Here is a 22,056-nt window from a genome sequence, read left to right as displayed (position 1 = left end):
ATTAATCCTCTCGGGCAAAAAGTGCCTCAATAAAATCGTCTGCCTTAAACGGCCTTAAATCTTCGATACCTTCGCCGACCCCGATATAACGAATCGGAATGCTGAATTGATCGGCGATGGCGAATATCACGCCGCCTTTTGCGGTGCCGTCCAGTTTAGTCAACGTTATGCCGGTTAGCCCGACCGCTTCGTTAAACAATTTGGCCTGACTGACCGCATTCTGGCCAGTGCTGGCGTCGAGCGTCAGCATAACCTCATGCGGGGCGTCTTCGTCGAGTTTCTTCATCACGCGGACGATCTTCTTCAGCTCTTCCATCAGATGCGCTTTATTTTGCAGGCGTCCCGCTGTATCGGCGATCAACACGTCGATATTGCGGGCTTTAGCCGCCTGAATCGCATCGAAAATCACGGAAGCCGAATCTGCGCCAGTATGCTGAGCAATTACTGGGATCTTATTGCGCTGACCCCAGACCTGCAATTGTTCCACCGCCGCTGCACGGAACGTATCGCCCGCCGCCAGCATCACCGATTTGCCTTGCGCTTCAAACTGACGCGCCATTTTACCGATGGTGGTGGTTTTACCGACGCCGTTCACACCGACCATCAGAATGACATACGGGGTTTTTCCGCTGACATCCAGTGGCTGTTCGACTTTTGACAGAATTTCGGACATTTCTTCCTTCAGCTTACCGTAAAGCGCATCCGCGTCTTTCAGTTGCTTGCGGGAAGCATGTTCGGTGAGGGAAGTGATGATTTTGCGCGTCGTATCGACGCCAACGTCGGCGATCAGCAGCTGTTCTTCCAGCTCTTCAAACAGATCATCATCAATTTTCTTACCGCGGAACAGGCCGACAAAACCGGAGCCCAGATTCTGTCTGGTTTTCACCAGACTGCGTTTCAAACGGGCAAAAAAACCTTCTTTAGTCGGGCGTTCCTGTTCGGTCTCACCGGCTGGCAGCACAACGATAGGATCCAGCGCAACCGGCAGCGGTTCATCTTCAGCGGTTATGCTGTCATCAATAGCATCAAGAGAATCTTCGCGGGCATCTTCGGCAATTTCAGCGGCGGACTCCACGAATTCGTCTTCTACGATCTGCTCTTCCAGAACCATCGGTTCATCAACGACAGGCGCATCAACAATAATGGGCTCTTCGATTTCCGCTTCAATGACAACAGGTTCTGCCATTGCAGACTCTTCAATTACCTGCTGCGCTGACACCTGTTCGGTGATGTGAACAATTTCTTCTGCCAGTTCCTCAGCGGCCTCTAAACGTGCGGGCTCCTGAACGACTGGTTCTGTAAGAGGTTGAGGCTGGATAACCGGCTCAGGTTTGGTGACCGGTTCCGGCTCAACGGGAACGCCGGGTTCTTCGACAACCGGCAGTTCTTCGCGCGTTTCTTCTTTCTGCTGCTCTTCTTCCTGACGGCCACGGCCGAACCAGGAAAAGAAACCGCGTTTTTTATCTTTGGCCATTTTACAACTTCACTCCTCGCCGCTAATGATTGGCGAACGGATTATTAATAGGGTTATAGTCGGGCAGTCTATCACTTTCCCTTTGCGGCAACACGCCCGCGTGTTGAATTCCGCTGGTTTTTCAATCGCCCATGTTAAACATTTGCCCATTGCCCGCACACCGGTAGAATAGCCCTTCAAACGATATGCAACGAAGCCCGACGGCTTCGGATTACACAAGCGAACTATGGCAAAGAAACCCAACACTCCCGCCGCAGGCCAAATCCGAATTATTGGCGGACTCTGGCGCGGACGCAAACTTCCGGTTCCACACAGTCCGGGACTGCGCCCGACCACCGATCGCGTGCGCGAAACATTGTTTAACTGGCTCGCGCCAGTTTTACAGGGCGCACACTGTCTGGACTGTTTTGCAGGCAGCGGCGCGCTGGGTCTGGAAGCGTTATCACGCTATGCCGCCAGTGCCACTCTGCTGGAGTTTGAACGCCAGGTTGCGCAACAGTTAGAGAAAAACCTGGCCCTGCTAAACGCCAAAGATGCGAAAGTATTTAACGTCAATACATTGAACTGGCTGGCAAAAGCCGGAAGTGCCTTTGACGTGGTTTTCCTCGATCCGCCTTTCCGCAAAGGTATTCTGCAAGACACACTGAATTTGCTGGAGCAAAATCAGTGGCTGGCCGATGAGGCCTGGATTTACGTCGAAACAGAAGCCGAACACGACACACTTGACGTGCCCGCCAGCTGGCGGTTACACCGTGAGAAAGTCGCCGGACAAGTTGCTTATCGTCTTTATCATCGCGATGTGACGCCTGAAACCGGCGCACCTGAACAGGAGCAGTAGGATGTTGATCAATATTGGTCGGTTGTTGATGTTGTGTATTTGGGGGTTTCTGGCGTTTAACCTGATTCATCCATTCCCTAAACCGATCAAGTACTTTCTGGATGTGGCGATTGTGTTCATGTTCTTTATGCACGGTTTGCAGGTGATGTTGCTTAAAGCCACGCAGGGAAAAGAAAAAGATACGATTGGCCCGTGGCTGCAAACGCGCATTTTTCTGTTTGGCGTGTTTGAACTGATGGCATGGCAGAAGAAACAACCGCCGTTGCCCACCAAAAAGTAATCTCTGTTTTTACGGCGCGTCCTGCGCCGTAAAAGCCACAAAACGGCTGCCCTTCACGCTCAACGCCCCCTTTTGGCCTTTCGCCAGCTGGTGATACGTCGCTTCATCCAGCATGAGTTTCAGCTCCGCACCGCCGTTTTGCGGTTTGAAATAGCCTTCATACTTTTTATCTTCGACCGGGATCTGCTCCCGCTGGCGTGAACGTCGGTTGGGCGACAGATACTCACGCTTGGCCACCACTTCCACCTGCATTGTGCGAAGCGGCGCGGCGTCGTTATCGGCCTGAGTGCGTCGTTGCTGGAAATACTGACGAGTGGCGAAAATCGCGATGACCACGATAAACGCAATAAAAATCATCGGAGGTTTAGTCATTGTTTGTTTATGTTCACTGAAGATGAAGGCGGTAATGAATCAGCCTAATTTAACATGTGGGAATTCGCCACACAGCCTGAAACAGGGATTTCTGATTGTCGCAGGCAGCGCCAGTCTCCTACACTGAGATCAAATACGGGAAAACAGGATGCATTTTCCTGCAGGCAGCCTCTAGTACTGGTTTGATATTTTGTTTTGAAATATAAAAGGATAAACAATGAGTTGGCCATTCCTCGCTGTATTTTTCTCCGGCTGGTTGTTCGTTGATGCCAGCTACCGCGGCCTGCGCTGGCAGCGCTGGGTCTTCAAACCTGTCACCCTTTTGCTGCTGCTGTTACTCGCGTGGCAGGCACCGACGCTGAACGTATATAGCTATCTGATCCTGCTGGGTCTGGCGGCGACGCTGGTGGCCGATGGCCTTCTGCTGTTGCCGGAAGAGCGGTTTATGTACGCCCTCGGCGCGTTTTTCCTTTCGCATCTGCTGTATACACTCAGTTTCGCCAGCCAGATGACGATCACCTTTTTCTGGCCGCTGCCGTTGGCGCTACTGGTCATTGGTGCGCTGCTGCTGGCAGTAATCTGGTCAAGGCTGGCCGAGCTGAAATGGGCAGTGACCACTTACATCGCCATGACGCTGCTGATGGTCTGGCTGGCGGGTGAACAGTACTTCGCGCGCAGTACCGACATGGCGTTTTCGCTGTTCTGCGGTGCAGTACTGCTTCTGCTGGGCAATATTATCTGGCTGCTCAGCCGCTATCGCTTTAAATTCCGCGTCGCCGACGGACTGATCGCTGCCTGCTATTTCGGCGGTCATTTCCTGATTGTGCGTTCGCTTTATTTGTAACCGGTATTAAAATCCCTGCGGCGGAACCTTCCGGCTCCGCCCTCTCAAAAATCGCTTGACCTTAGAGTCTACTCCAACGTTTAAACTGCCTGTAATCTCATTCGGTTTCGACCCGGAGGCAGTATGATTCAACTTCAAAAAAATACCGGCTGTACCTGCGGCGGTTGTCAGGGCAAACGTGCGCCCGGACTGCACATCAATAAAATCAGCGCCGTTGCGTCAGCTGGCGCACAGCCTGTCCGCTGTTGCAGTGACAAAGCAACGGCGGTGGCTTCAGCGTGCATCACGACAGACAGCTGCTGCGCGCCTAAAGCAGGTGAGCACTCACACTCTCCAACAGACGGCACATCAGAAGGCTCGCCGGGTGAAGATGATCCCAGCGCGCCGCTTTCCGGCAACCAGCAATACAGCTGGCGTGTCGAAGGGATGGATTGCCCGGCTTGTGCCCGTAAAATCGAAAATGCCGTATCCGGCCTGAGCGGCGTCAGCCGCGCCAAAGTGCTGTTTGCCACCGAAAAGCTGGTAATTGACGCCAGCCACGATATTTCTCAGAACGTCCTGCACGCCGTCACCAGCGCAGGTTTTGCCCTGCAATCCCTCGATAAAACCCAGAATTCCCCGACGCAGGAAGTGTCCCTGCTGAAAGAATATTTGCCGCTGATGGTTCTTTCGGCGCTGATGTTACTGAGCTGGATCCTTGATGTTTTCAATCCGCAGGCCGGTGAAATCGCGTTTATCGCCACCACGCTGGTCGGTCTGTGGCCGGTACTACTGCAGGCCATCCGCCAGACACGTTCCGGTTCGCCTTTCGCCATTGAAACGCTGATGAGCATCGCCGCACTGGGCGCGCTGTTTATCGGCGCCACCGCCGAGGCCGCAATGGTATTGCTGCTGTTTATGGTCGGCGAACGCCTCGAATCCTTTGCCGCCAGCCGCGCGCGCAGCGGCGTGAAAGCGCTGATGGCGCTGATCCCCGACACTGCCGTACGGGTTATTGATGGCAAAACCGAATCCGTACCGGTCGCCAGCCTGCGTCCCGGCGATATTATTGAAATCGCCGCAGGCGGACGTCTGCCTGCTGACGCGATTTTACACAGCGCCGCCAGTTTTGATGAAAGCGCGCTAACCGGCGAATCGGTGCCCGTTGAGCGACAGCCTGGCGAAAAAGTCCCGGCGGGCAGCTTGTGCGTCGATCGTCTGGCACGACTGGAAGTCGCCTCCGCACCCGGCAACAGCGCCATAGACCGTATCCTGCAACTGATCGAAGAAGCCGACGAGCGCCGTGCGCCGATCGAGCGTTTTCTTGATACCTTCAGCCGTTATTACACGCCGATCATCATGCTGCTCTCGCTTCTGGTGATTATCATTCCGCCGCTGGCGATGGGGCTTTCGTGGGAAACGTGGATTTATCGTGGCCTGACGTTACTGCTGATCGGCTGCCCATGCGCGCTGGTGATTTCGACGCCTGCGGCAATCACCTCCGGACTGGCAGCAGCCACACGGCAGGGTGCCTTGATCAAAGGCGGCGCAGCGCTGGAACAGCTTGCGCTGATCGAAACCGTGGCGCTGGATAAAACCGGCACGCTGACCGAAGGTAAACCGGAAGTCACTGATGTATTGGTGCTAAACGGTGCCAGCGAAGGCGAAGTATTAAGCCTCGCGGCTGCGGTCGAAGAAGGTTCACATCACCCGCTGGCGCAGGCGATTTTAGCCCGTGCGAAAGCACATAATCCGTTGCCAATCACCGCACAGGAACGTCGTGCGCTTGCCGGTTCCGGCGTGGAAGGAATTGTCTCTGGCAGAAAGATTCAGGTACTGGCACCGAAGCGCGTGGAAGAAAGTGCGCTGAAGGCGGACGCCTCGGCACAAATTGCCGGGTGGGAATCCACCGGTAAAACCGTGGTCGTCGTCATGCAGGACGCGCAGGCCATCGGTCTGGTGGCGATGCAAGATCGCCTGCGGGATGATGCCGTTGAGGCGTTGCGCAGTCTGAAAGCGCTCGGCGTTTCTGCAGTGATGCTGACCGGCGACAATCCGCGTGCGGCCCAAACCATTGCTGACCGGCTGGGTATCGATTTTCGCGCCGGTTTACTGCCCGCGGATAAAGTGTCTGCCGTCACTGAAATGAACGCCATAAAACCGGTGGCGATGGTCGGCGACGGTATCAACGATGCGCCTGCCATGAAAGCGGCAACGATTGGGATTGCGATGGGCAGCGGCACCGACGTGGCGCTGGAAACCGCCGATGCGGCACTGACGCACAACCGCCTGAGCGGATTGGCGCAGATGATCAGCCTGTCGCGCGCGACGCGGGCGAATATCCGTCAGAACATCACCATCGCGCTTGGGCTGAAAGCTATTTTCCTGGTCACCACCATTATGGGGCTGACCGGCCTGTGGCTCGCGGTGCTGGCGGATTCGGGCGCAACGGCGTTAGTCACCGCCAACGCCCTGAGGTTGTTGCGCAAAAGATCGCGTTGAGAGTTACGGGTGGGTCTCGCTGACCCGCCCTTTACACAGTAGATAACGGTACGGCAGGCTTTCGGTATCAGACGCTAGCAGCGTGTGTTCCATAAAGCGGCAGAAACCTGGAATATCTCGCGTCGTTGCCGGATCATCGGCGATGATCAGCAGTGTTTCGCCATCTTTCATAGTGCGTACCGCTTTGCGAACCATCATTACAGGCTCCGGGCAACGCAGGCCCAGCGCATCAAGGTGATGGTCCGGGTTGATAAAGGGATCGGTCATTTCGTTTCTCAACATCTTAACGCGGCAATGCGCGATGGTACGGTAATGAGCAACAGTTTAACCCGCTGGTTTTCTCACGCAACCAGCGCAAACCGTTGCGCTATAATTAACCACCGGATTTGTTGCGCAAACGGTGCGCAACAGATACTATGCGCGCCGCACCGCAAATACCGGTGTGAAAGAAAAGACACTCTTGGGTTCCCTCACCCCAATTCACTAAAAAGGTCACATCATGTATTCCTTTACTGCTCAACAGCGGTTTTCCGCGTTGATATGGCTTTCGCTTTTCCACATCGCCATCATTACCTCCAGTAACTATCTGGTTCAGCTGCCCGTCTCCATTTTCGGTTTTCACACCACCTGGGGCGCGTTCACGTTTCCATTTATTTTTCTGGCCACCGATCTGACCGTGCGGATTTTTGGCGCACCGCTGGCACGACGGATTATTCTTTCCGTGATGATCCCTGCGCTGGCCATTTCCTACGTGATTTCCGCCCTGTTCTTTGAAGCGCAGTGGCAGGGCGTCAGTGCACTCAGCAGCCTGAACATCATGGTAGCGCGCATCGCCATCGCCAGCTTTATGGCGTATGTGCTGGGGCAAATTCTCGACGTTCACGTCTTCAACCGCCTGCGCCGGAACCGCCGCTGGTGGATAGCACCGGTCGCCTCAATGTTCCTTGGGAATATCAGCGATACGCTGTCGTTCTTCTTCATCGCGTTCTACAAAAGCACCGATGCCTTTATGGCCGAACACTGGGTGGAAATCGCGCTGGTGGATTACACGTTCAAAGTGCTGATCTGTCTGGTGTTCTTCCTGCCGATGTACGGCGTGCTGCTAAACATGCTGCTCAAACGTCTGTCCGCTCAGGGAAATCACACACCGTCAGCCATGCGTGCCCACTAGCCACTAACGAGGGGCTTTTGCCCCTTATCAGATCCGCCTTCACCAAAACACAAATCGCGCCATAATCTGACTTGCATTTGCGGCGTGAATAGGTTGCCATAAGGCCGTTAAGTCAACATCTAAGCCTGATACACAGGCCACTTAAGGAAGACCGATGCGTAACTTCGCTAAAATGATGGGAATGGCAGTACTGGTCGCCGGTCTGGCGGCGTGTGACGGTAAAACGACCGATGCACCGGCTGCGGATAAAGCAGCCGCTGCGGCGACTACCACTGCGCCAGTCAGCCTGCTGGATGGAAAAGTCACCTTCTCGCTGCCTCAGGGAATGAGTGACCAGAGCGGTAAGCTGGGCACTCAGGCAAACAATATGCACGTGTACGCCGACAGCACCGGTCAGAAAGCGGTGATTGTGATCCTCGGGGATAACACCACCGAATCGCTGGAAACGCTGACGGCACGTTTGCAGGATCAGCAAAAAGCCCGCGATACCAATCTGCAGGTCGTGACTAATAAATCGATTCAGGTTAACGGCCAGACGATGCAACAGTACGATAGCGTAATCACCTCTGCCGGTCAGAAAGCGTATTCATCTATCGTGCTGGGTAAAGTGGACAGCCATCTGCTGACGCTGCAAATCACCCTGCCGGCTGACAATCAGCAACAGGCGCAGGCGGATGCCGAAGCTATTATCAATACCCTGAAAGTTCAGTAATTTTTGCTTTCAGCGGCATCCTCAGGCGGAGCTTCGGCTCCGCTTTTTTGTTTGTGATCTATAGGGCTTTACGCTTCATAGTGTTGTCCACAGAGTTGAAATGGATTTTTTCGCTCACATTCGAAGGGAAACGCGCGCGATCACGTTAACTGCCTTGATCACCCGCAGTAGTGTGATCTGCCCTGACATTCCGGCCTCCCACGGTTTCACTTTGTTACTCAATATCGCAAAATCCGCCTCCTCAGTCATAAAACTGTAACAATTATGTCATCTATCACAGTTCATCGCCGCGCTGCCCGTTAGCATGATGTTCGTTTTAGAACATAACGGCACTGCCCTTTGTCAGTGGCTCATGATGAGTCAGACCTGATTTATGCCATCGGAGGCATGTATGCTCAGTATCTTTAAACCCGCGCCACACAAAGCGCCCGTGGATGAAAGCCACGTCGACCCTCTCTACCGCCGTCTCCGCTGGCAAATCTTCATGGGGATTTTCTTCGGCTACGCGGCCTATTATCTTGTGCGCAAAAACTTTGCATTGGCAATGCCCTATCTCATTGATCAGGGATTCTCACGCGGCGACCTGGGCTTTGCGCTGTCCGGTATTTCTATCGCTTACGGTATCTCGAAATTCATTATGGGTTCGGTCTCAGACCGTTCTAATCCGCGCGTCTTTCTGCCTGCGGGCCTGATCCTCGCCGCAGCCGTCATGTTATTTATGGGCTTTGTGCCATGGGCGACATCCAGCATCGCTATCATGTTCGTATTGCTGTTCCTTTGCGGATGGTTTCAGGGCATGGGCTGGCCGCCGTGCGGACGCACCATGGTTCACTGGTGGTCGCAGAAGGAGCGTGGCGGAATTGTATCGGTGTGGAACTGCGCGCATAACGTCGGTGGTGGTATTCCTCCGTTGCTGTTCCTGCTCGGGATGGCGTGGTTTAACGACTGGCATGCGGCACTCTATATGCCAGCTTTCGGTGCGATCCTGCTGGCAGTATTTGCCTTTATGACCATGCGCGACACCCCGCAGTCCTGCGGTCTGCCACCGATCGAAGAATACAAAAATGATTATCCGCCTGACTACGTGAAGGAGTCCGCCGAACAGGAGCTGACGGCGAAGCAGATCTTCATGCAGTACATTCTGCCGAACAAACTGCTGTGGTACATCGCGCAGGCCAACGTGTTTGTTTACCTGTTGCGCTACGGCATTCTCGACTGGTCGCCGACCTACCTCAAAGAAGTGAAACACTTCGCACTGGATAAATCCTCGTGGGCGTATTTCCTGTATGAATATGCGGGCATACCCGGCACGCTGCTGTGCGGCTGGATGTCAGACAAAGTGTTCAAAGGCAACCGCGGCGCAACCGGCGTGTTCTTCATGGTGCTGGTGACTATCGCCACGGTGATTTACTGGCTGAATCCGGTGGGTAATCCGGGCATTGATATGGCCTGTATGATCACCATCGGCTTCCTGATCTACGGCCCGGTGATGCTGATTGGCTTACACGCGCTGGAACTGGCACCGAAGAAGGCGGCGGGTACGGCGGCAGGCTTTACCGGATTATTCGGTTATCTGGGCGGCTCGGTTGCAGCAAGTGCAATCGTTGGTTACACCGTGGATTACTTCGGCTGGGACGGCGGCTTTATTGTGATGATTGCCGGGTGTGTGCTGGCGGTTCTGCTGCTGGTATTAACCATGCTGAGTGAAAATAAACATAAGGCGCAGCTGGCGAAAAATGACTGATTCCAACTGGCATGACGTATAGCAAAAAGGCACCGAACGGTGCCTTTTTCATTTACTGATCAGCAGGTTGTACAGCCAGAATTATTCAGACAGATACATTTTACGCAGGTAATGCGGCACCGCATCGTCGGCGTTAGAACCGATGATTTCCGCATCCGGCATCGCTGCTTTCAGGCGCGGCAGGGAACCGCTCATCAGGCAGCCTTTTCCAGCCATGCTCAGCATTTCGAGGTCATTCAGACCATCGCCAAAGGCGATACAGTCTTTCAGCGTGTAACCCATCAGTTTCGAGACGTATTCCAGCGCGTGGCCTTTCGATACGCCGCCCGCCATGACTTCCAGACAAACCGGCAGCGAGAAGCTGACGTTAACACGATCGCCCCAGCGCGCGTTGATCGCTTCTTCCAGCGGCAGCAGTTTTTCGTGATCTTCGCAGGTAAAATAGACTTTGCAGATGCCGTCCGTTTCCAGCAGGCCCGGTTCATACAGTTTGTATTTGAACACAGATTCGCGGAAGAAGTCGTCCTGATCGGCACGGTCGCGGTTCATGTACCAGTCGTCATTACGGTACACATTGGTCAGAATATCCGGGTTGTTGTGCATGATACCGAACAGATCCCGGGCGATGTCTTCGTCCAGATTGTGGGAGAAAATCAGCTCACCGTCGGTGTTGTGCACGCGCGCACCATTCGAGGTGATCATGTAGGCGCTGATTTCCAGATTGTCACGCATCTGCGCGACATCGATATGGTGACGCCCGGTGGCGAACACGAAATGCACATCGCGCTGCGTGAGCAGCTTGAGCGTCTCTTTCGCGAACGGGCTCAGGGTATGGTCAGGTGATAGCAGTGTGCCATCTAAATCGGAAGCAACAACATGGTACATAGCGTAGGTTCTAACCTCTGATGGAGTTGTGCGCGGCGTACCGCGGATTAATGCTGTCGCGCATAAAAGCGCATGATAGCGTCCAGCGCCTGTGCCCGAAGGTCGTCCCGCTCGAACAGGATCTCATGGCGCGCGCCTTCAATGACCAGCGGTTTATCCCCTTCACAAGGGTGACCCGCAACGGCCATGGCCTGACAAAAAGCAAGATGAGACCGGTTGTCGACCACACGGTCTTCGCTTGCCTGCAATAAAATAACGGGCGTAGTGATTTTCCCGGCTTCTTTCAGGATATGCATCCCGGCGTCGATACCTTCACGTACCCAGTGATACGTTGGCCCGCCGACTTGCAGCTCGGGATAATCGGCGTAGTAGCGCAGATTGCGGCGATAACGTTCGCGGCTGTGGGTCAGACGATTCACCACAAACGGCAGAGGCCGCCAGTGGCCGGTGCCGAGCGCATAACCGTCACGACGTAGCGGACGGTTTTCCGCCCAGTTGAGGATCCGGCGGGATATCCAGCCCGGCATCGGCAAATAAATGCCGGTCATCGGAGCCAGTAATGCTGCCGCGTCAAAACTTTGCGGATTCTTGGCCAGATACAGTGCCAGGATCGCCCCGCCCATAGAGTGTGCCAGCGCGAACTTTTTCGCGTAATGACGGGGCGCAATTTCCAGCTGATAGAAGCGCTCAAAGTCTTCTACATAATCATCAAAGTGCTGGACGTGACCGCAGTGTGGATCATCAAGCATCCTGCCGGAACGTCCCTGCCCGCGATGATCAACGATCATCACATCGTAACCACAGTGGAATAAATCGTAGGCTACTTCAGGGTATTTTACGTAACTTTCAATACGGCCCGGTGACACCATGATGACTTTATCATGATTGGGGGAACAGAACCGGACGTAGCGGATCGGGACATCGTCAACGCCGTTAAATTCACCTTCCTCACGCGAGCGCCAGAAATCAAGCAAAGGCCCGGTCGCAAAGGCGGAAAACTCCTTCTCACGTGTTAACCAGCTTGCGTAATTCGCAGACATTCAATTGATCCAAATTTGTTAGTCGCAGAGGAGAAAAGTGTTATTTGTGAGCTATAGCACAACTATAGACAATGGCGTATTGTGCCATAAAACAACATAAAACGTATTCAGGGAGTCTCGCAATGACACTGGACTGGTGGTTAACCTACCTGCTCACTACTTCTATCTTAAGTCTGTCCCCCGGTTCCGGCGCAATCAATACGATGAGCACTGGTATCAGTCACGGCTATCGCGGCGCGGTGGCATCGATTGCCGGGCTCCAACTGGGATTATCGATCCACATCGTGCTGGTCGGTATCGGTCTGGGTGCACTGATTTCGCAATCGCTGCTGGCGTTTGAGATGCTGAAATGGCTGGGCGCGGCGTATCTAATCTGGCTGGGTATTTGCCAGTGGCGCTCTGCCGGGGCGATTGACCTGAGCGCACTGGCCAGCAGCATGCCGCGCCGTCGTCTGTTCAAACGCGCAATTCTGGTGAATCTCACCAATCCAAAAAGCATCGTCTTTCTGGCGGCGCTGTTCCCACAGTTTATCATTCCTCACCAGCCGCAGGCTGCACAATACGTGGTGTTGGGCGTGACGACGGTGGTGGTCGATATCATCGTGATGATCGGTTACGCCACGCTGGCAACGCGCATCGCGGGCTGGGTGAAAGCGCCGAAACAAATGCAACTGCTGAACCGGATTTTTGGCTCGCTGTTTATGCTGGTCGGGGTATTGCTGGCGAGTGCCAGAAAGATTTAACGACGCAGAATGCAAAAAGGGTTCGGCATATACCGAGCCCTTTTATCTGCCAGGTGAGTGGATTAACGATTCATAATAAGTGCAATACCAAAGCCTGCAAATACCACACCCGCCACGCCATCAATCCATTTGGCTAAACGCTGATATCCGCGACGCATCTTCGGCAGAGCAAAAACCATAGCGACTAAAGAGAACCAGGCCAGGGTTTCGATAACGATCAGCAGAAAGATGGCTGAACGCTCGCCGCCGCTGACGCTGTCGCCCACGAACATCGAGAACACGCTGCCGAAGTAGACGACCGCTTTCGGGTTAGAAAGATTGGTCAGCAGGCCGCGCATAAATGTGCGGCCACGAGCGGGTAATGCAACGGCGACGTCTGGTTCACCTGAACCGGACTGCTTTTTAGAGCGGGCGGATTTCAGCAACTGCCAGCCCATCCAGCAAAGGTACAGGCCACCGCCGACGGTGATGATCTGATGTAACCATGCCATTTTTTGCAGGATCAGATGCAGCCCCATCAGCGCCACGGCGGCCCAGACGGCGACGCCTAGCGTAATACCAATGACACCCATCATCGCTTCTTTGCGCGAGCGGCTGGCCGCCGTTTGCGAAACAAAGAAGAAGTCCGGACCGGGACTCGCCAGTGCGATCATATGCACCATCGCAACCATCAGAAACAGCGTCAGCATGATTAACTCTCTGTGTTATGTGTAGGTATTTGAATCTGTTAGTCGTCGCCGTTATCGATATGATCGCGGATCATCGCCATAAACGGTCGCCCGAATTTCTCCAGCTTACGCTGGCCGACGCCAGTGATATCCAGCAAATCGCTTGGGCTTATCGGCAGATGTTCGGCCATTTCCAGCAGCGTTGTGTCGTTAAAGACCACGTACGGCGGTACGTTATTGTCATCGGCCAGCGACTTACGCAGCTTGCGCAGTTTGGCAAACAGCTTGTGATCGTAATTGCCGCCGTAAGTTTTCTGGCGGGACGAGCTTTTAATCTTCAGCGTCTGAATACGGGGTACCGCCAGCTGCAAAGGAATTTCTCCGCGCAGTACCGGACGCGCCGCTTCGGTCAGCTGTAATGCCGAATGCATGGCAATATTTTGCATAATCAGCCCGAGATGGATCAGCTGGCGTACCACGCTGGTCCAGTGTTCGTTGCTATGTTCTTTACCGATGCCGTAGACGGTCAGTTTGTCATGCCCATATTCGCGTATACGCTGATTATTCGAGCCGCGCAGCACTTCGACCACGTAACCTAAACCAAAGCGTTGTCCGACACGTGCGACCACCGACAGCGCTTTCTGCGCGTCCAGCAGGCCATCGTAGCGTTTTGGCGGATCAAGACAAACGTCGCAGTTACCGCAGGCGTTCTGTTTGCCTTCGCCGAAGTAGTTCAGTAGCACCAGACGGCGACAGGTTTGTGCTTCCGCAAAGGCATTCATTGCGTTCAGTTTGTGACGTTCGACATCCTGTTGCGCGCCTGCTGGCTTTTCTTCCAGACAGCGGCGCAGCCATGCCATATCGGCCGGATCGTACAACAGCACCGCTTCGGCAGGCAGACCATCACGCCCGGCGCGGCCCGTTTCCTGATAGTAGGACTCGATGGTGCGCGGAATATCAAAGTGAACCACGAAACGCACGTTGGGCTTGTTGATGCCCATGCCGAACGCCACGGTGGCGACCACAATTTGCAAATCATCACGCTGGAAACCTTCCTGCACGCGGGCGCGGGTGTCGTTGTCCAGACCGGCGTGATAAGCCCCGACGCTCAGACCACGGCTTTGCAGGCGCGCGGCGGTGTCTTCGACTTTCGCGCGGCTGTTGCAGTAGATGATGCCGCTTTTACCGCGCTGGTCCTGCACGAAGCGAATCAGCTGGTCGAGCGGTTTAAACTTCTCCACCAGCGTGTAACGGATATTGGGACGATCGAAACTGCTGACCTGAATCAGCGGATCGTTAAGCTCGAGCAAACGGACGATGTCGTTGCGGGTGGCTTCGTCGGCGGTCGCGGTCAGCGCGATCACCGGCAGTTGCGGATAACGCAGTTTGAGCTGGCCGAGCGCACGGTATTCCGGTCGGAAATCGTGGCCCCATTGGGAAATACAGTGGGCTTCATCAACGGCAAGCATCACCGGATTCCACTGTTGCAGTTGCTCGAGAAAATCGCCCAACATCAGGCGTTCCGGCGCAATATACAACATTTTGATGCGGCCGGTACGGCAGCCTGCCATCACTTCCTGTTGTTGCTCACGGGTTTGAGTCGAATTCAGGCAACCGGCTTCAACCCCCGCCGCCATCAGTTGATCGACCTGATCTTTCATCAGTGAGATGAGCGGTGAAACCACCAGCGTCAGGCCATCCATCACCAGCGCAGGGATTTGATAGCACAGCGACTTACCGCCGCCGGTCGGCATCACCACCAGACAATCCCGGCCAGAAATGGCGGTATTGATGATTGTTTGCTGACCCGGTCTGAATTGCTGATAGCCGAAGGTATCGCGTAATACCTGATGAGCCAGCTCTTCTCTGTTTATCACTGCCGCCGTAGACACTCAATTCCCCAACTGTTCAAACCACCCGGCTAAGCCCTAAAGCCGCCGGGGCTGCACTGCAACCTGAAGTATGACGGGTATTACATCATATCGTTAAGCATGATACCCACACCGACGCGAGTTTGCTTGTGGTTGTAGTCAATCAATGACTCACCATAGCCACTGAACACCTGCGTGTAGAAGCGTACATGTCTGGAAATCGGGTAGCTCCAGCCAGTGGTCGCGCCGCCGTAGCCGGTGTTCCAGTTGTAACGGCTTTCCACACTGAACACGCTGTCGCCCCACGCATAACCGACTTTCAGACGGTAATAACCCATGTATTTGGTGATGTCGCCGTTATCATCATTTTCATCACTTTCAGGAATGCGATACCACGGTTTGAGATCTACCTGCCAGTTGCCGTGCTGTGCCATAAAACGCGCGTAGACGCGGTTCCAGCTGCGCGACGTCGGGTCTGAACGACCATTGGACTGGTGGTTGACCCCGTATTCCGCTTCGCGAAGCGTCCAGCCCAGGAAATCATAATCCGTTGCCCAGGCCAGGAACAGCTGCGGTTCGTAGTTAGTTTCTCGGAAAGGTGAAGACTGGCCGCTGTTGGAAAGCTGCCAGAAGGATTTCTGCGTATAAGATGCACCCAGCACCGAGTTATCACCGGCAATACCGCGCCACAGCGGGAAGGCCAGGCTCAACTGGAAGGCGACTTCGTCATGGCGCGCTTTATCCGCCCAGTCATAAGACTGGATAGCTTTCTTGTTGATATTGCTGGTATCGGTATAAAGCAGGTAGTTTGATTCATAAGGATAAAGCGTAAACGGGTTATCGTGATCCTGCAACATGCTGGCAACGATGCTGCCCCGCACTGCCGGCTTATCATGCACTTCCTGTACTGTTGCTTCTTCTGCATGTCCTAGCAATGGCAACGCCAACATGGTGGCCCCGACAGCCCAAGTTTTACGCATTTTTCCGCACCCTATAGTGTTAAATGTATTTTTAGAATTGATGGTTTGAAATAGCCAACTTCCGGCCAGCATTCAGAAACAAAGCAGAGCATTTTACACACATATACATTCGCGCAAGAGTAATGAATGCATTTATCATACGCGAGGTAGAATTCACCGCCCTTGGCACATAAAATCAACATTTCGTTAACCAATTGGGCGACTATAACGCTCAGTCGTTTGGATCAGGAAACCTTTCATGTCCGCGTCATCCCTCAGCCACGAGGCTGCCCTGCAGCTGATTGGCAATATTTTCGTTTATGACATGCCTTTTAACCGCGAACTCGGTCTGGAACTTAAACGCCTCGACTGCGACTACGCGGAGCTGAAATTCGCTAATCAAACCAAACTGGTTGGCAACGCAGCACAAAAAATCTTACACGGTGGCGTGATCGCCGCAGTGCTGGACGTCGCTGCCGGACTGGTGTGCGTCACCAGTTCGTTAATCCGCCGCGACAAACCCGATCACCCGTTGCTCGAAGCGGAAATGCGCCAGCGCCTGTCAAAAATGGGCACTGTCGATTTACGGGTCGATTATCTGCGCCCCGGCCGTGGCGAGTATTTTATCGCGTCAGCCAGCCTGATCCGCGCCGGAAACAAAGTCTCCGTCGCCCGCGTCGATCTGCACAATGACACCGGCGTTCATATTGCGACAACGACCGCAACCTACATGGTTGGCTGAGACGTCGAAAAAGAAATCAGGCGACGTAAATCAGTTACACTCGCGACCTTTCATTCTTATTTACTTCAGGTACCCACATGGATGCACAACGTACCCGGCAAGGCGTCATTTTTGCCTTTATCGCCTATTTGATTTGGGGGATCGCTCCGGCGTATTTCAAGCTCATCAAAGAAGTGCCTGCCGATGAAATCCTTACCCATCGGGTCATCTGGTCGTTCTTCTTTATGTTAGTGCTTTTATCCGTCAGTCGCAGCTGGGGTGACGTTCGGCGGGTACTCGCACAACCAAAAAAAGTCGGCATGTTACTCATCACCGCACTGTTTATCGGTGGGAACTGGCTGATTTTTATCTGGGCGATCAACAATAATCACATTCTGGAAGCCAGTCTGGGCTACTTTATCAGCCCGCTGGTGAATGTCGTGCTCGGCATGCTGTTTTTGCGCGAAAGGTTCCGTAGTTTGCAGTGGCTGGCCGTGGTACTGGCGTTCGCCGGTGTACTGATTCAGGTCTGGATGTTTGGTTCAGTGCCAATCATCGGGCTGGGGCTGTCGCTTACGTTTGCCTTTTACGGCCTGCTGCGTAAAAAAATTGGCGTAGATTCCCAGACCGGTATGCTCATCGAAACCCTATGGTTGCTGCCGCTGGCGGGCGTGTATCTGTTCTTTATCGCCAACAGCCCGACCAGCAATCTGTCAGCAAATCCTTGGTCACTGGATTTACTGCTGATGGCCGCGGGGATAATCACCACCATTCCGCTGCTGTTCTTTACCGCAGCGGCGGCGCGGCTGAAGCTCTCGACGCTGGGCTTTTTCCAGTATCTCGGCCCGACACTGATGTTCCTGCTGGCGGTCGTATTCTACGGCGAAACGGTAAATACCTCGCAGCTCATCACCTTCGGCTTTATCTGGGCTGGCCTGCTGTGCTTTATCACCGACGCGCTCTATACGCAGGGCCGTCTGCGTCGCACCAGCATGCCGAACGTCTAAGAGAAGCAAAAAGCCCCGCTCCGGCAAATTCCGGTACGGGGCTTTTTATTGTGTCGGTAAAGCGATTACAGCCAGTTTTTACGTTTGAAATACAGGTATGGTGCCAGCCCGGCGATGATCATCAGACCAATCGCGCCCGGATAACCAAATGCCCATTTCAGCTCAGGCATGAATTCGAAGTTCATCCCGTAGCTCGATGCCACCAGCGTCGGCGGCAGGAACACCACGGAAACGACCGAGAAGATCTTGATGATGCGGTTCTGCTCGATATTGATAAAGCCCATCGCCGCCTGCATCAGGAAGTTCACTTTCTGGAACAGGGATTCATTGTGCGGCAGCAGGGACTCGATATCGCGTAACACTTCGCGCGCCTGCTCCAGCTGGCCTGCCGGTAAGCGGGCTTTGCGTACCAGGAAGTTCAGCGCACGCTGGGTATCCATCAGACACAAACGCACTTTCCAGCCGATATCTTCCAGCTCCGCCAGCGTAGACAGCGCGGCGTCATATTCGTCGCCCTGATGCCCTTCCATGATCACGCGGCTGAGTTTTTCCAGATCGCTGTAGATATTTTCGATTTCATCCGCCAGCTGTTCGATTTTGGTTTCAAACAAATCCAGCAGCAGCTCGTAAGCGTTGCCATCGACCAGCGTCTGGTTTCTGGCGCGCATACGATAAAGACGAAACGCCGGTAACTCCCGCTCGCGCAGGGTGTACAGACGGCCTTCACGCACGGTAAATGCCACGGTGCTGTTACCCGCGTGGTCTTCGGCATCTTCATAATAAAAGAAGGAGTGAATGTGCAGGCCGTCTTCGTCTTCGAAGAAACGCGCAGAGGCTTCGATGTCATCCAGTTCAGGACGCGTCGCCAGGCTTTGCCCTAATTCATGTTGAACGCGCTCGCGCTCTTGCTCATCAGGCTCGACCAAATCAACCCACAATGAGGTTTTGAGATCGTCTGCCTCGTCCAGCTCTAAACGGGATAAGCGGCTGTTTTCTAATTTAAAAGCACTCAGCATGTGCCCGTTCTCCCAAGAATGACAGAAAGTGGACAACGCGTTGAAGCACAGAAAATCACGGGGCGAAAAGAGTCACCGGCGAAATTCAGACCAAATTCAGATCCGACTCACAGCGACAGAACGGGAGTCGCTGACAACCACTAAGGCCATCAGCAAAGAGGAGGGCCTTAGAAGTGGTACCTAACGAACAGGTTATTGAGCCAGTATCTACTGGGTGTGTCCAAGGCGCAGTTCCTCATTGATAATAGTGCGCGCATGTTACGCCGAGAAGAAAAAGACTGTCAACCGCGAACAAATCTATTCCCGCAACATTTATGCATAAAATACAGGCGATGTTGGCAACCTTTGCCCGCTTATGTCCGAACCCTTTTTTGGCTACACTCTGAGGCCTGATCCCTTTTCCAGTTCTGAAGCCAAATATGATTAAGCAGATTACTCAAGACACGCTGTGCGACCTGATCACTCAGGCCGCGCATTCACCGCGACTACGCCAGAATCTGAACATCCACCCGGCACCGGAAGATGACGTACAGCGTCTGGCGATCGCCATGGAGCCGGGCACTTACGTGCGCATTCACCGTCACCCGCACACGTGGGAAATGCTGACCGCGCTGCGTGGCCGTTTTCTTGTACTGACCTACGATGAAAGCGGCAAGGTCACCGAACGTCTGTGGCTCGGCGCAGAAACTAAACTGCTGGAAATCCCTGCCAACACCTGGCATAGCGTATTATCGCTCGATGAAGGTGGCGTGATTTTTGAAGTGAAACACGGCGCTTATCAGCCCGTTCAGGAACAAGATTACCTGCACGGCACACCGCCTGAAGGTGACGAACGCGTGAAAGCCACGCTGGAATGGTATGCGAAAGCGGAAGTGGGCGAAGTTTTTGCCCTTTAATACACCGTTGTGCAAGCGTCAGCGGCACAGCGAGGTTGAGCCCGGCCAGCGCGGACACACCGGAATGGACACGTAGTCCATGAGGATGTCGAGCACTGCCCGGGCTCAAAATCGCAAGTAAGCTAGCTTGCTGCTTCTAACCTTGCGTAGGCGGCGACCAGCCATTTAATCCCTTCTCCAGGGAACGCCACCTGAAGGCGGCTATGCTCGCCGCTGCCTTCCATGTTGACGATGGTGCCTTCGCCAAACTTAGGATGTACAACGCGCTGGCCGAGTTTGAAGCCGGTATCGCTGACGCTGGTCGGCGTACCGACGCTACGGTTGCTCATCGGGCGTGAAACATTGGCGCGCATTCGTACTTCTTCCACGCAGTCTTCCGGCAATTCACCGACGAAACGCGACGGCTTGTGCGAGACTTCTTTGCCATAAAGGCGACGGGTTTCGGCAAAGGTCAGCGTCAGTTTTTGCATCGCCCGCGTCACGCCAACATAGGCCAGACGGCGCTCCTCCTCCAGACGCCCGCTTTCTTCCAGCGACATCTGGCTCGGGAACATGCCCTCTTCCATCCCGACGATAAACACCTGCGGGAATTCCAGGCCTTTGGCCGAGTGCAGCGTCATCAGCTGCGCGGCGTCCTGATTGGCGTCGGCCTGACCTTCGCCCGCTTCCAGCGCGGCATGCGACAGGAATGCCTGGAGCGGCATCAGATCTTCGTCTTCATCCTGATAGCTGAACTGGCGCGTGGCCGTCACCAGTTCCTCTAAGTTTTCGATTCGCGCCTGACCTTTTTCACCTTTTTCCTGCTCATACATGATGAACAGGCCTGAATCTTTGATGACGCGGTCGGTCTGAACGTGCAGCGGCATATCGGCAGTTTCATGCGCCAGCGCATCCACCAGTTCAGTAAAGCGTTGCAACGAAGAGGCCGCGCGCCCCGCCAGCACTTTGTCCTGCAACAGCGCGCGCGTCGCCTGCCACATAGTCAGCTGACGGTCACGGGCCGTGTGACGAACAACGTCCAGCGTGCGGTCACCGATGCCGCGCGTTGGCGTATTCACCACGCGTTCGAAGGCGGCATCGTCATTGCGGTTAGCCATCAAACGCAGATACGCCAGCGCATCTTTAATTTCCTGACGATCGAAGAACCGCTGTCCGCCGTAAATGCGGTAAGGCATCGCCATCTGCAATAACGCTTCTTCCAGCACACGTGACTGGGCGTTGCTGCGGTAAAGAATGGCGCAATCTTTTAGCGCACCGCCGTTGTCCTGCCACGTCTTGATACGGTTCACCACAAAGCGCGATTCATCGAGTTCGTTAAAGGCGCAGTACAGGGAAATTTTTTCGCCCTCACCGTCTTCGGTCCACAGGTTTTTCCCCATACGACCACTGTTGTTCTCGATAAGCGAGTTGGCGGCTTTCAGAATGGTGCTGGTGGAGCGGTAGTTTTGCTCTAAGCGGATGGTTTCCGCGTTCGGGAAATCTTTCAGGAAGCGCTGGATATTCTCGACCTGAGCGCCACGCCAGCCATAGATAGACTGGTCATCGTCGCCGACGATCATCACATTATTATTATCACCCGCCAGCAGGCGGATCCAGGCGTACTGAATGCTGTTGGTATCCTGGAACTCGTCGACCATCAGGTTGGTAAAACGCTCGCGGTAATGTTGCAGGATATGCGGCTTGTTCAGCCACAGCTCGTGCGCACGCAGTAACAGCTCGGCGAAGTCCACCAAACCAGCGCGGTCGCAGGCTTCCTGATACGCCTGATAGATGCGCAGCCACGTGGCTTCAATCGGGTTGTTGTAAGTTTCAACGTGATGCGGGCGAAGACCTTCGTCTTTTTTGCCGTTGATGTACCACATCGCCTGACGCGGCGGCCACTGCTTATCGTCGATGTTCAGCGCTTTGAGCAGACGCTTAATTAAGCGCAGCTGATCGTCGCTGTCGAGGATCTGAAAATCCTGCGGCAGTTTGGCGTCCAGATGGTGCGCACGCAGTAAACGGTGCGCAAGCCCGTGGAAGGTGCCGATCCACATGCCACCCTGACTGGTGCCAATCAGCTGTTCGATACGGTGACGCATTTCCGCCGCCGCTTTGTTGGTAAAGGTCACCGCCATAATGGAATACGGCGAGCAGTTTTCTACCGACAGCAACCAGGCGATGCGATGCACCAGCACGCGGGTTTTGCCACTGCCTGCCCCGGCCAGCACCAACAGATTGCTGCGCGGCGCGGCCACGGCTTCACGTTGTTTTTCATTCAGGCTGTCGAGCAGGTCAGAAACGTCCATAGGCACCGTTTGTCAGGATGAGAAAAGCACTCCGGCGATGAATGCC

22 protein-coding genes are annotated in these 22,056 nt (G+C 54.4%); 12 read left to right on the top strand and 10 right to left on the bottom strand.

The window, feature by feature from the left end; translation table 11 throughout:
* Nucleotide 1: 1 nt before the first annotated feature.
* Nucleotides 2–1,474 carry a signal recognition particle-docking protein FtsY gene (ftsY, locus tag GE278_01260; protein QLK59486.1) on the bottom strand — a complete coding sequence of 491 codons (1,473 nt, stop codon included), beginning with the start codon at nucleotides 1,472–1,474 and terminating at the stop codon, nucleotides 2–4.
* Between the two features lie 226 nt (nucleotides 1,475–1,700).
* On the opposite strand from ftsY, the gene rsmD reads away from it, so the two are divergent.
* Both rsmD and GE278_01250 read left to right on the top strand, forming a co-directional pair.
* Nucleotides 1,701–2,312, top strand: a complete 612-nt coding sequence (gene rsmD, locus GE278_01255; GenBank protein ID QLK59485.1) for a 16S rRNA (guanine(966)-N(2))-methyltransferase — start codon at nucleotides 1,701–1,703, stop codon at nucleotides 2,310–2,312.
* A gap of 1 nt (nucleotide 2,313) precedes the next feature.
* The gene (locus tag GE278_01250; GenBank protein ID QLK59484.1) at nucleotides 2,314–2,592 is read left to right on the top strand and encodes a DUF1145 family protein; all 279 of its coding nucleotides are present in this window, start codon (nucleotides 2,314–2,316) and stop codon (nucleotides 2,590–2,592) included.
* A gap of 9 nt (nucleotides 2,593–2,601) precedes the next feature.
* On the opposite strand, the gene GE278_01245 is transcribed toward GE278_01250, so the two are convergent.
* Nucleotides 2,602–2,964: a DUF2500 family protein gene (locus GE278_01245; GenBank protein QLK59483.1), complete on the bottom strand. Its 363-nt coding sequence runs from the start codon at nucleotides 2,962–2,964 to the stop codon at nucleotides 2,602–2,604.
* A 217-nt stretch (nucleotides 2,965–3,181) separates the two neighbouring features.
* On the opposite strand from GE278_01245, the gene GE278_01240 reads away from it, so the two are divergent.
* Nucleotides 3,182–3,808 carry a lysoplasmalogenase gene (locus tag GE278_01240; GenBank protein ID QLK59482.1) on the top strand — a complete coding sequence of 209 codons (627 nt, stop codon included), beginning with the start codon at nucleotides 3,182–3,184 and terminating at the stop codon, nucleotides 3,806–3,808.
* A 123-nt stretch (nucleotides 3,809–3,931) separates the two neighbouring features.
* Nucleotides 3,932–6,289 (top strand): zinc/cadmium/mercury/lead-transporting ATPase, encoded by a 2,358-nt coding sequence (locus GE278_01235; GenBank protein QLK59481.1) that lies wholly within the window; start codon nucleotides 3,932–3,934, stop codon nucleotides 6,287–6,289.
* 3 nt (nucleotides 6,290–6,292) lie between these two features.
* On the opposite strand, the gene tusA is transcribed toward GE278_01235, so the two are convergent.
* Nucleotides 6,293–6,556, bottom strand: coding sequence for a sulfurtransferase TusA (gene tusA, locus GE278_01230; GenBank protein ID QLK59480.1), 264 nt, complete (start codon nucleotides 6,554–6,556; stop codon nucleotides 6,293–6,295).
* Between the two features lie 232 nt (nucleotides 6,557–6,788).
* Between tusA and GE278_01225 the strand changes: the two genes are divergently transcribed.
* From GE278_01225 to glpT, 3 genes are all read left to right on the top strand, one after another.
* Nucleotides 6,789–7,460, top strand: coding sequence for a 7-cyano-7-deazaguanine/7-aminomethyl-7-deazaguanine transporter (locus tag GE278_01225; protein QLK59479.1), 672 nt, complete (start codon nucleotides 6,789–6,791; stop codon nucleotides 7,458–7,460).
* Nucleotides 7,461–7,614: 154 nt separating this feature from the next.
* Nucleotides 7,615–8,172, top strand: a complete 558-nt coding sequence (locus GE278_01220) for a DUF1795 domain-containing protein (GenBank protein ID QLK59478.1) — start codon at nucleotides 7,615–7,617, stop codon at nucleotides 8,170–8,172.
* Between the two features lie 391 nt (nucleotides 8,173–8,563).
* A complete protein-coding gene (glpT, locus tag GE278_01215) occupies nucleotides 8,564–9,916 on the top strand; it encodes a glycerol-3-phosphate transporter (GenBank protein QLK59477.1) in 1,353 nt (450 codons plus the stop codon).
* An 81-nt stretch (nucleotides 9,917–9,997) separates the two neighbouring features.
* On the opposite strand, the gene yigL is transcribed toward glpT, so the two are convergent.
* Together yigL and pldB are read right to left on the bottom strand one after the other, a co-directional pair.
* Entirely contained in the window at nucleotides 9,998–10,801 is an 804-nt protein-coding gene (yigL, locus tag GE278_01210; protein QLK59476.1) for a sugar/pyridoxal phosphate phosphatase YigL, read from the bottom strand.
* A 47-nt stretch (nucleotides 10,802–10,848) separates the two neighbouring features.
* Nucleotides 10,849–11,841 (bottom strand): lysophospholipase L2, encoded by a 993-nt coding sequence (gene pldB / locus GE278_01205; GenBank protein ID QLK59475.1) that lies wholly within the window; start codon nucleotides 11,839–11,841, stop codon nucleotides 10,849–10,851.
* A gap of 122 nt (nucleotides 11,842–11,963) precedes the next feature.
* Here pldB and rhtB point away from each other — a divergent pair, with 122 nt between their 5' ends.
* Entirely contained in the window at nucleotides 11,964–12,584 is a 621-nt protein-coding gene (gene rhtB / locus GE278_01200; GenBank protein QLK59474.1) for a homoserine/homoserine lactone efflux protein, read from the top strand.
* Between the two features lie 62 nt (nucleotides 12,585–12,646).
* On the opposite strand, the gene rhtC is transcribed toward rhtB, so the two are convergent.
* From rhtC to pldA, 3 genes are all read right to left on the bottom strand, one after another.
* Nucleotides 12,647–13,273, bottom strand: coding sequence for a threonine export protein RhtC (gene rhtC / locus GE278_01195; protein ID QLK59473.1), 627 nt, complete (start codon nucleotides 13,271–13,273; stop codon nucleotides 12,647–12,649).
* 38 nt (nucleotides 13,274–13,311) lie between these two features.
* Nucleotides 13,312–15,144 (bottom strand): ATP-dependent DNA helicase RecQ, encoded by a 1,833-nt coding sequence (gene recQ / locus GE278_01190; GenBank protein QLK59472.1) that lies wholly within the window; start codon nucleotides 15,142–15,144, stop codon nucleotides 13,312–13,314.
* A gap of 80 nt (nucleotides 15,145–15,224) precedes the next feature.
* The gene (gene pldA, locus GE278_01185; GenBank protein QLK59471.1) at nucleotides 15,225–16,103 is read right to left on the bottom strand and encodes a phospholipase A; all 879 of its coding nucleotides are present in this window, start codon (nucleotides 16,101–16,103) and stop codon (nucleotides 15,225–15,227) included.
* Nucleotides 16,104–16,341: 238 nt separating this feature from the next.
* On the opposite strand from pldA, the gene GE278_01180 reads away from it, so the two are divergent.
* Both GE278_01180 and rarD read left to right on the top strand, forming a co-directional pair.
* On the top strand, nucleotides 16,342–16,824 hold the full coding sequence (locus tag GE278_01180; protein ID QLK59470.1) for a thioesterase family protein: 483 nt from the start codon (nucleotides 16,342–16,344) through the stop codon (nucleotides 16,822–16,824).
* Between the two features lie 77 nt (nucleotides 16,825–16,901).
* On the top strand, nucleotides 16,902–17,810 hold the full coding sequence (rarD, locus tag GE278_01175; GenBank protein QLK59469.1) for an EamA family transporter RarD: 909 nt from the start codon (nucleotides 16,902–16,904) through the stop codon (nucleotides 17,808–17,810).
* 65 nt (nucleotides 17,811–17,875) lie between these two features.
* Here the strand turns inward: rarD and corA are convergent, their stop codons facing one another.
* On the bottom strand, nucleotides 17,876–18,826 hold the full coding sequence (gene corA, locus GE278_01170) for a magnesium/cobalt transporter CorA (protein ID QLK59468.1): 951 nt from the start codon (nucleotides 18,824–18,826) through the stop codon (nucleotides 17,876–17,878).
* Nucleotides 18,827–19,021: 195 nt separating this feature from the next.
* On the opposite strand from corA, the gene GE278_01165 reads away from it, so the two are divergent.
* Nucleotides 19,022–19,219 carry a hypothetical protein gene (locus tag GE278_01165; GenBank protein ID QLK59467.1) on the top strand — a complete coding sequence of 66 codons (198 nt, stop codon included), beginning with the start codon at nucleotides 19,022–19,024 and terminating at the stop codon, nucleotides 19,217–19,219.
* A gap of 26 nt (nucleotides 19,220–19,245) precedes the next feature.
* Entirely contained in the window at nucleotides 19,246–19,722 is a 477-nt protein-coding gene (locus GE278_01160) for a cupin fold metalloprotein, WbuC family (GenBank protein ID QLK59466.1), read from the top strand.
* 122 nt (nucleotides 19,723–19,844) lie between these two features.
* On the opposite strand, the gene uvrD is transcribed toward GE278_01160, so the two are convergent.
* On the bottom strand, nucleotides 19,845–22,010 hold the full coding sequence (gene uvrD, locus GE278_01155) for a DNA helicase II (GenBank protein QLK59465.1): 2,166 nt from the start codon (nucleotides 22,008–22,010) through the stop codon (nucleotides 19,845–19,847).
* Nucleotides 22,011–22,056: the final 46 nt, after the last annotated feature.

The organism is Enterobacteriaceae bacterium Kacie_13 (assembly GCA_013457415.1).
GTDB lineage: Bacteria > Pseudomonadota > Gammaproteobacteria > Enterobacterales > Enterobacteriaceae > Rahnella.
This window is presented reverse-complemented; position numbering and strand designations above follow the sequence as displayed.

Excerpts from the sequence above, each read along its gene's own strand:
- ftsY (QLK59486.1), bottom strand. The coding sequence starts at position 1,474 with ATGGCCAAAGATAAAAAACGCGGTTTCTTTTCCTGGTTCGGCCGTGGC.
- rsmD (QLK59485.1), top strand. The coding sequence starts at position 1,701 with ATGGCAAAGAAACCCAACACTCCCGCCGCAGGCCAAATCCGAATTATT.
- GE278_01250 (QLK59484.1), top strand. The coding sequence starts at position 2,314 with ATGTTGATCAATATTGGTCGGTTGTTGATGTTGTGTATTTGGGGGTTT.
- GE278_01245 (QLK59483.1), bottom strand. The coding sequence starts at position 2,964 with ATGACTAAACCTCCGATGATTTTTATTGCGTTTATCGTGGTCATCGCG.
- GE278_01240 (QLK59482.1), top strand. The coding sequence starts at position 3,182 with ATGAGTTGGCCATTCCTCGCTGTATTTTTCTCCGGCTGGTTGTTCGTT.
- GE278_01235 (QLK59481.1), top strand. The coding sequence starts at position 3,932 with ATGATTCAACTTCAAAAAAATACCGGCTGTACCTGCGGCGGTTGTCAG.
- tusA (QLK59480.1), bottom strand. The coding sequence starts at position 6,556 with ATGACCGATCCCTTTATCAACCCGGACCATCACCTTGATGCGCTGGGC.
- GE278_01225 (QLK59479.1), top strand. The coding sequence starts at position 6,789 with ATGTATTCCTTTACTGCTCAACAGCGGTTTTCCGCGTTGATATGGCTT.
- GE278_01220 (QLK59478.1), top strand. The coding sequence starts at position 7,615 with ATGCGTAACTTCGCTAAAATGATGGGAATGGCAGTACTGGTCGCCGGT.
- glpT (QLK59477.1), top strand. The coding sequence starts at position 8,564 with ATGCTCAGTATCTTTAAACCCGCGCCACACAAAGCGCCCGTGGATGAA.
- yigL (QLK59476.1), bottom strand. The coding sequence starts at position 10,801 with ATGTACCATGTTGTTGCTTCCGATTTAGATGGCACACTGCTATCACCT.
- pldB (QLK59475.1), bottom strand. The coding sequence starts at position 11,841 with ATGTCTGCGAATTACGCAAGCTGGTTAACACGTGAGAAGGAGTTTTCC.
- rhtB (QLK59474.1), top strand. The coding sequence starts at position 11,964 with ATGACACTGGACTGGTGGTTAACCTACCTGCTCACTACTTCTATCTTA.
- rhtC (QLK59473.1), bottom strand. The coding sequence starts at position 13,273 with ATGCTGACGCTGTTTCTGATGGTTGCGATGGTGCATATGATCGCACTG.
- pldA (QLK59471.1), bottom strand. The coding sequence starts at position 16,103 with ATGCGTAAAACTTGGGCTGTCGGGGCCACCATGTTGGCGTTGCCATTG.
- GE278_01180 (QLK59470.1), top strand. The coding sequence starts at position 16,342 with ATGTCCGCGTCATCCCTCAGCCACGAGGCTGCCCTGCAGCTGATTGGC.
- rarD (QLK59469.1), top strand. The coding sequence starts at position 16,902 with ATGGATGCACAACGTACCCGGCAAGGCGTCATTTTTGCCTTTATCGCC.
- corA (QLK59468.1), bottom strand. The coding sequence starts at position 18,826 with ATGCTGAGTGCTTTTAAATTAGAAAACAGCCGCTTATCCCGTTTAGAG.
- GE278_01160 (QLK59466.1), top strand. The coding sequence starts at position 19,246 with ATGATTAAGCAGATTACTCAAGACACGCTGTGCGACCTGATCACTCAG.
- uvrD (QLK59465.1), bottom strand. The coding sequence starts at position 22,010 with ATGGACGTTTCTGACCTGCTCGACAGCCTGAATGAAAAACAACGTGAA.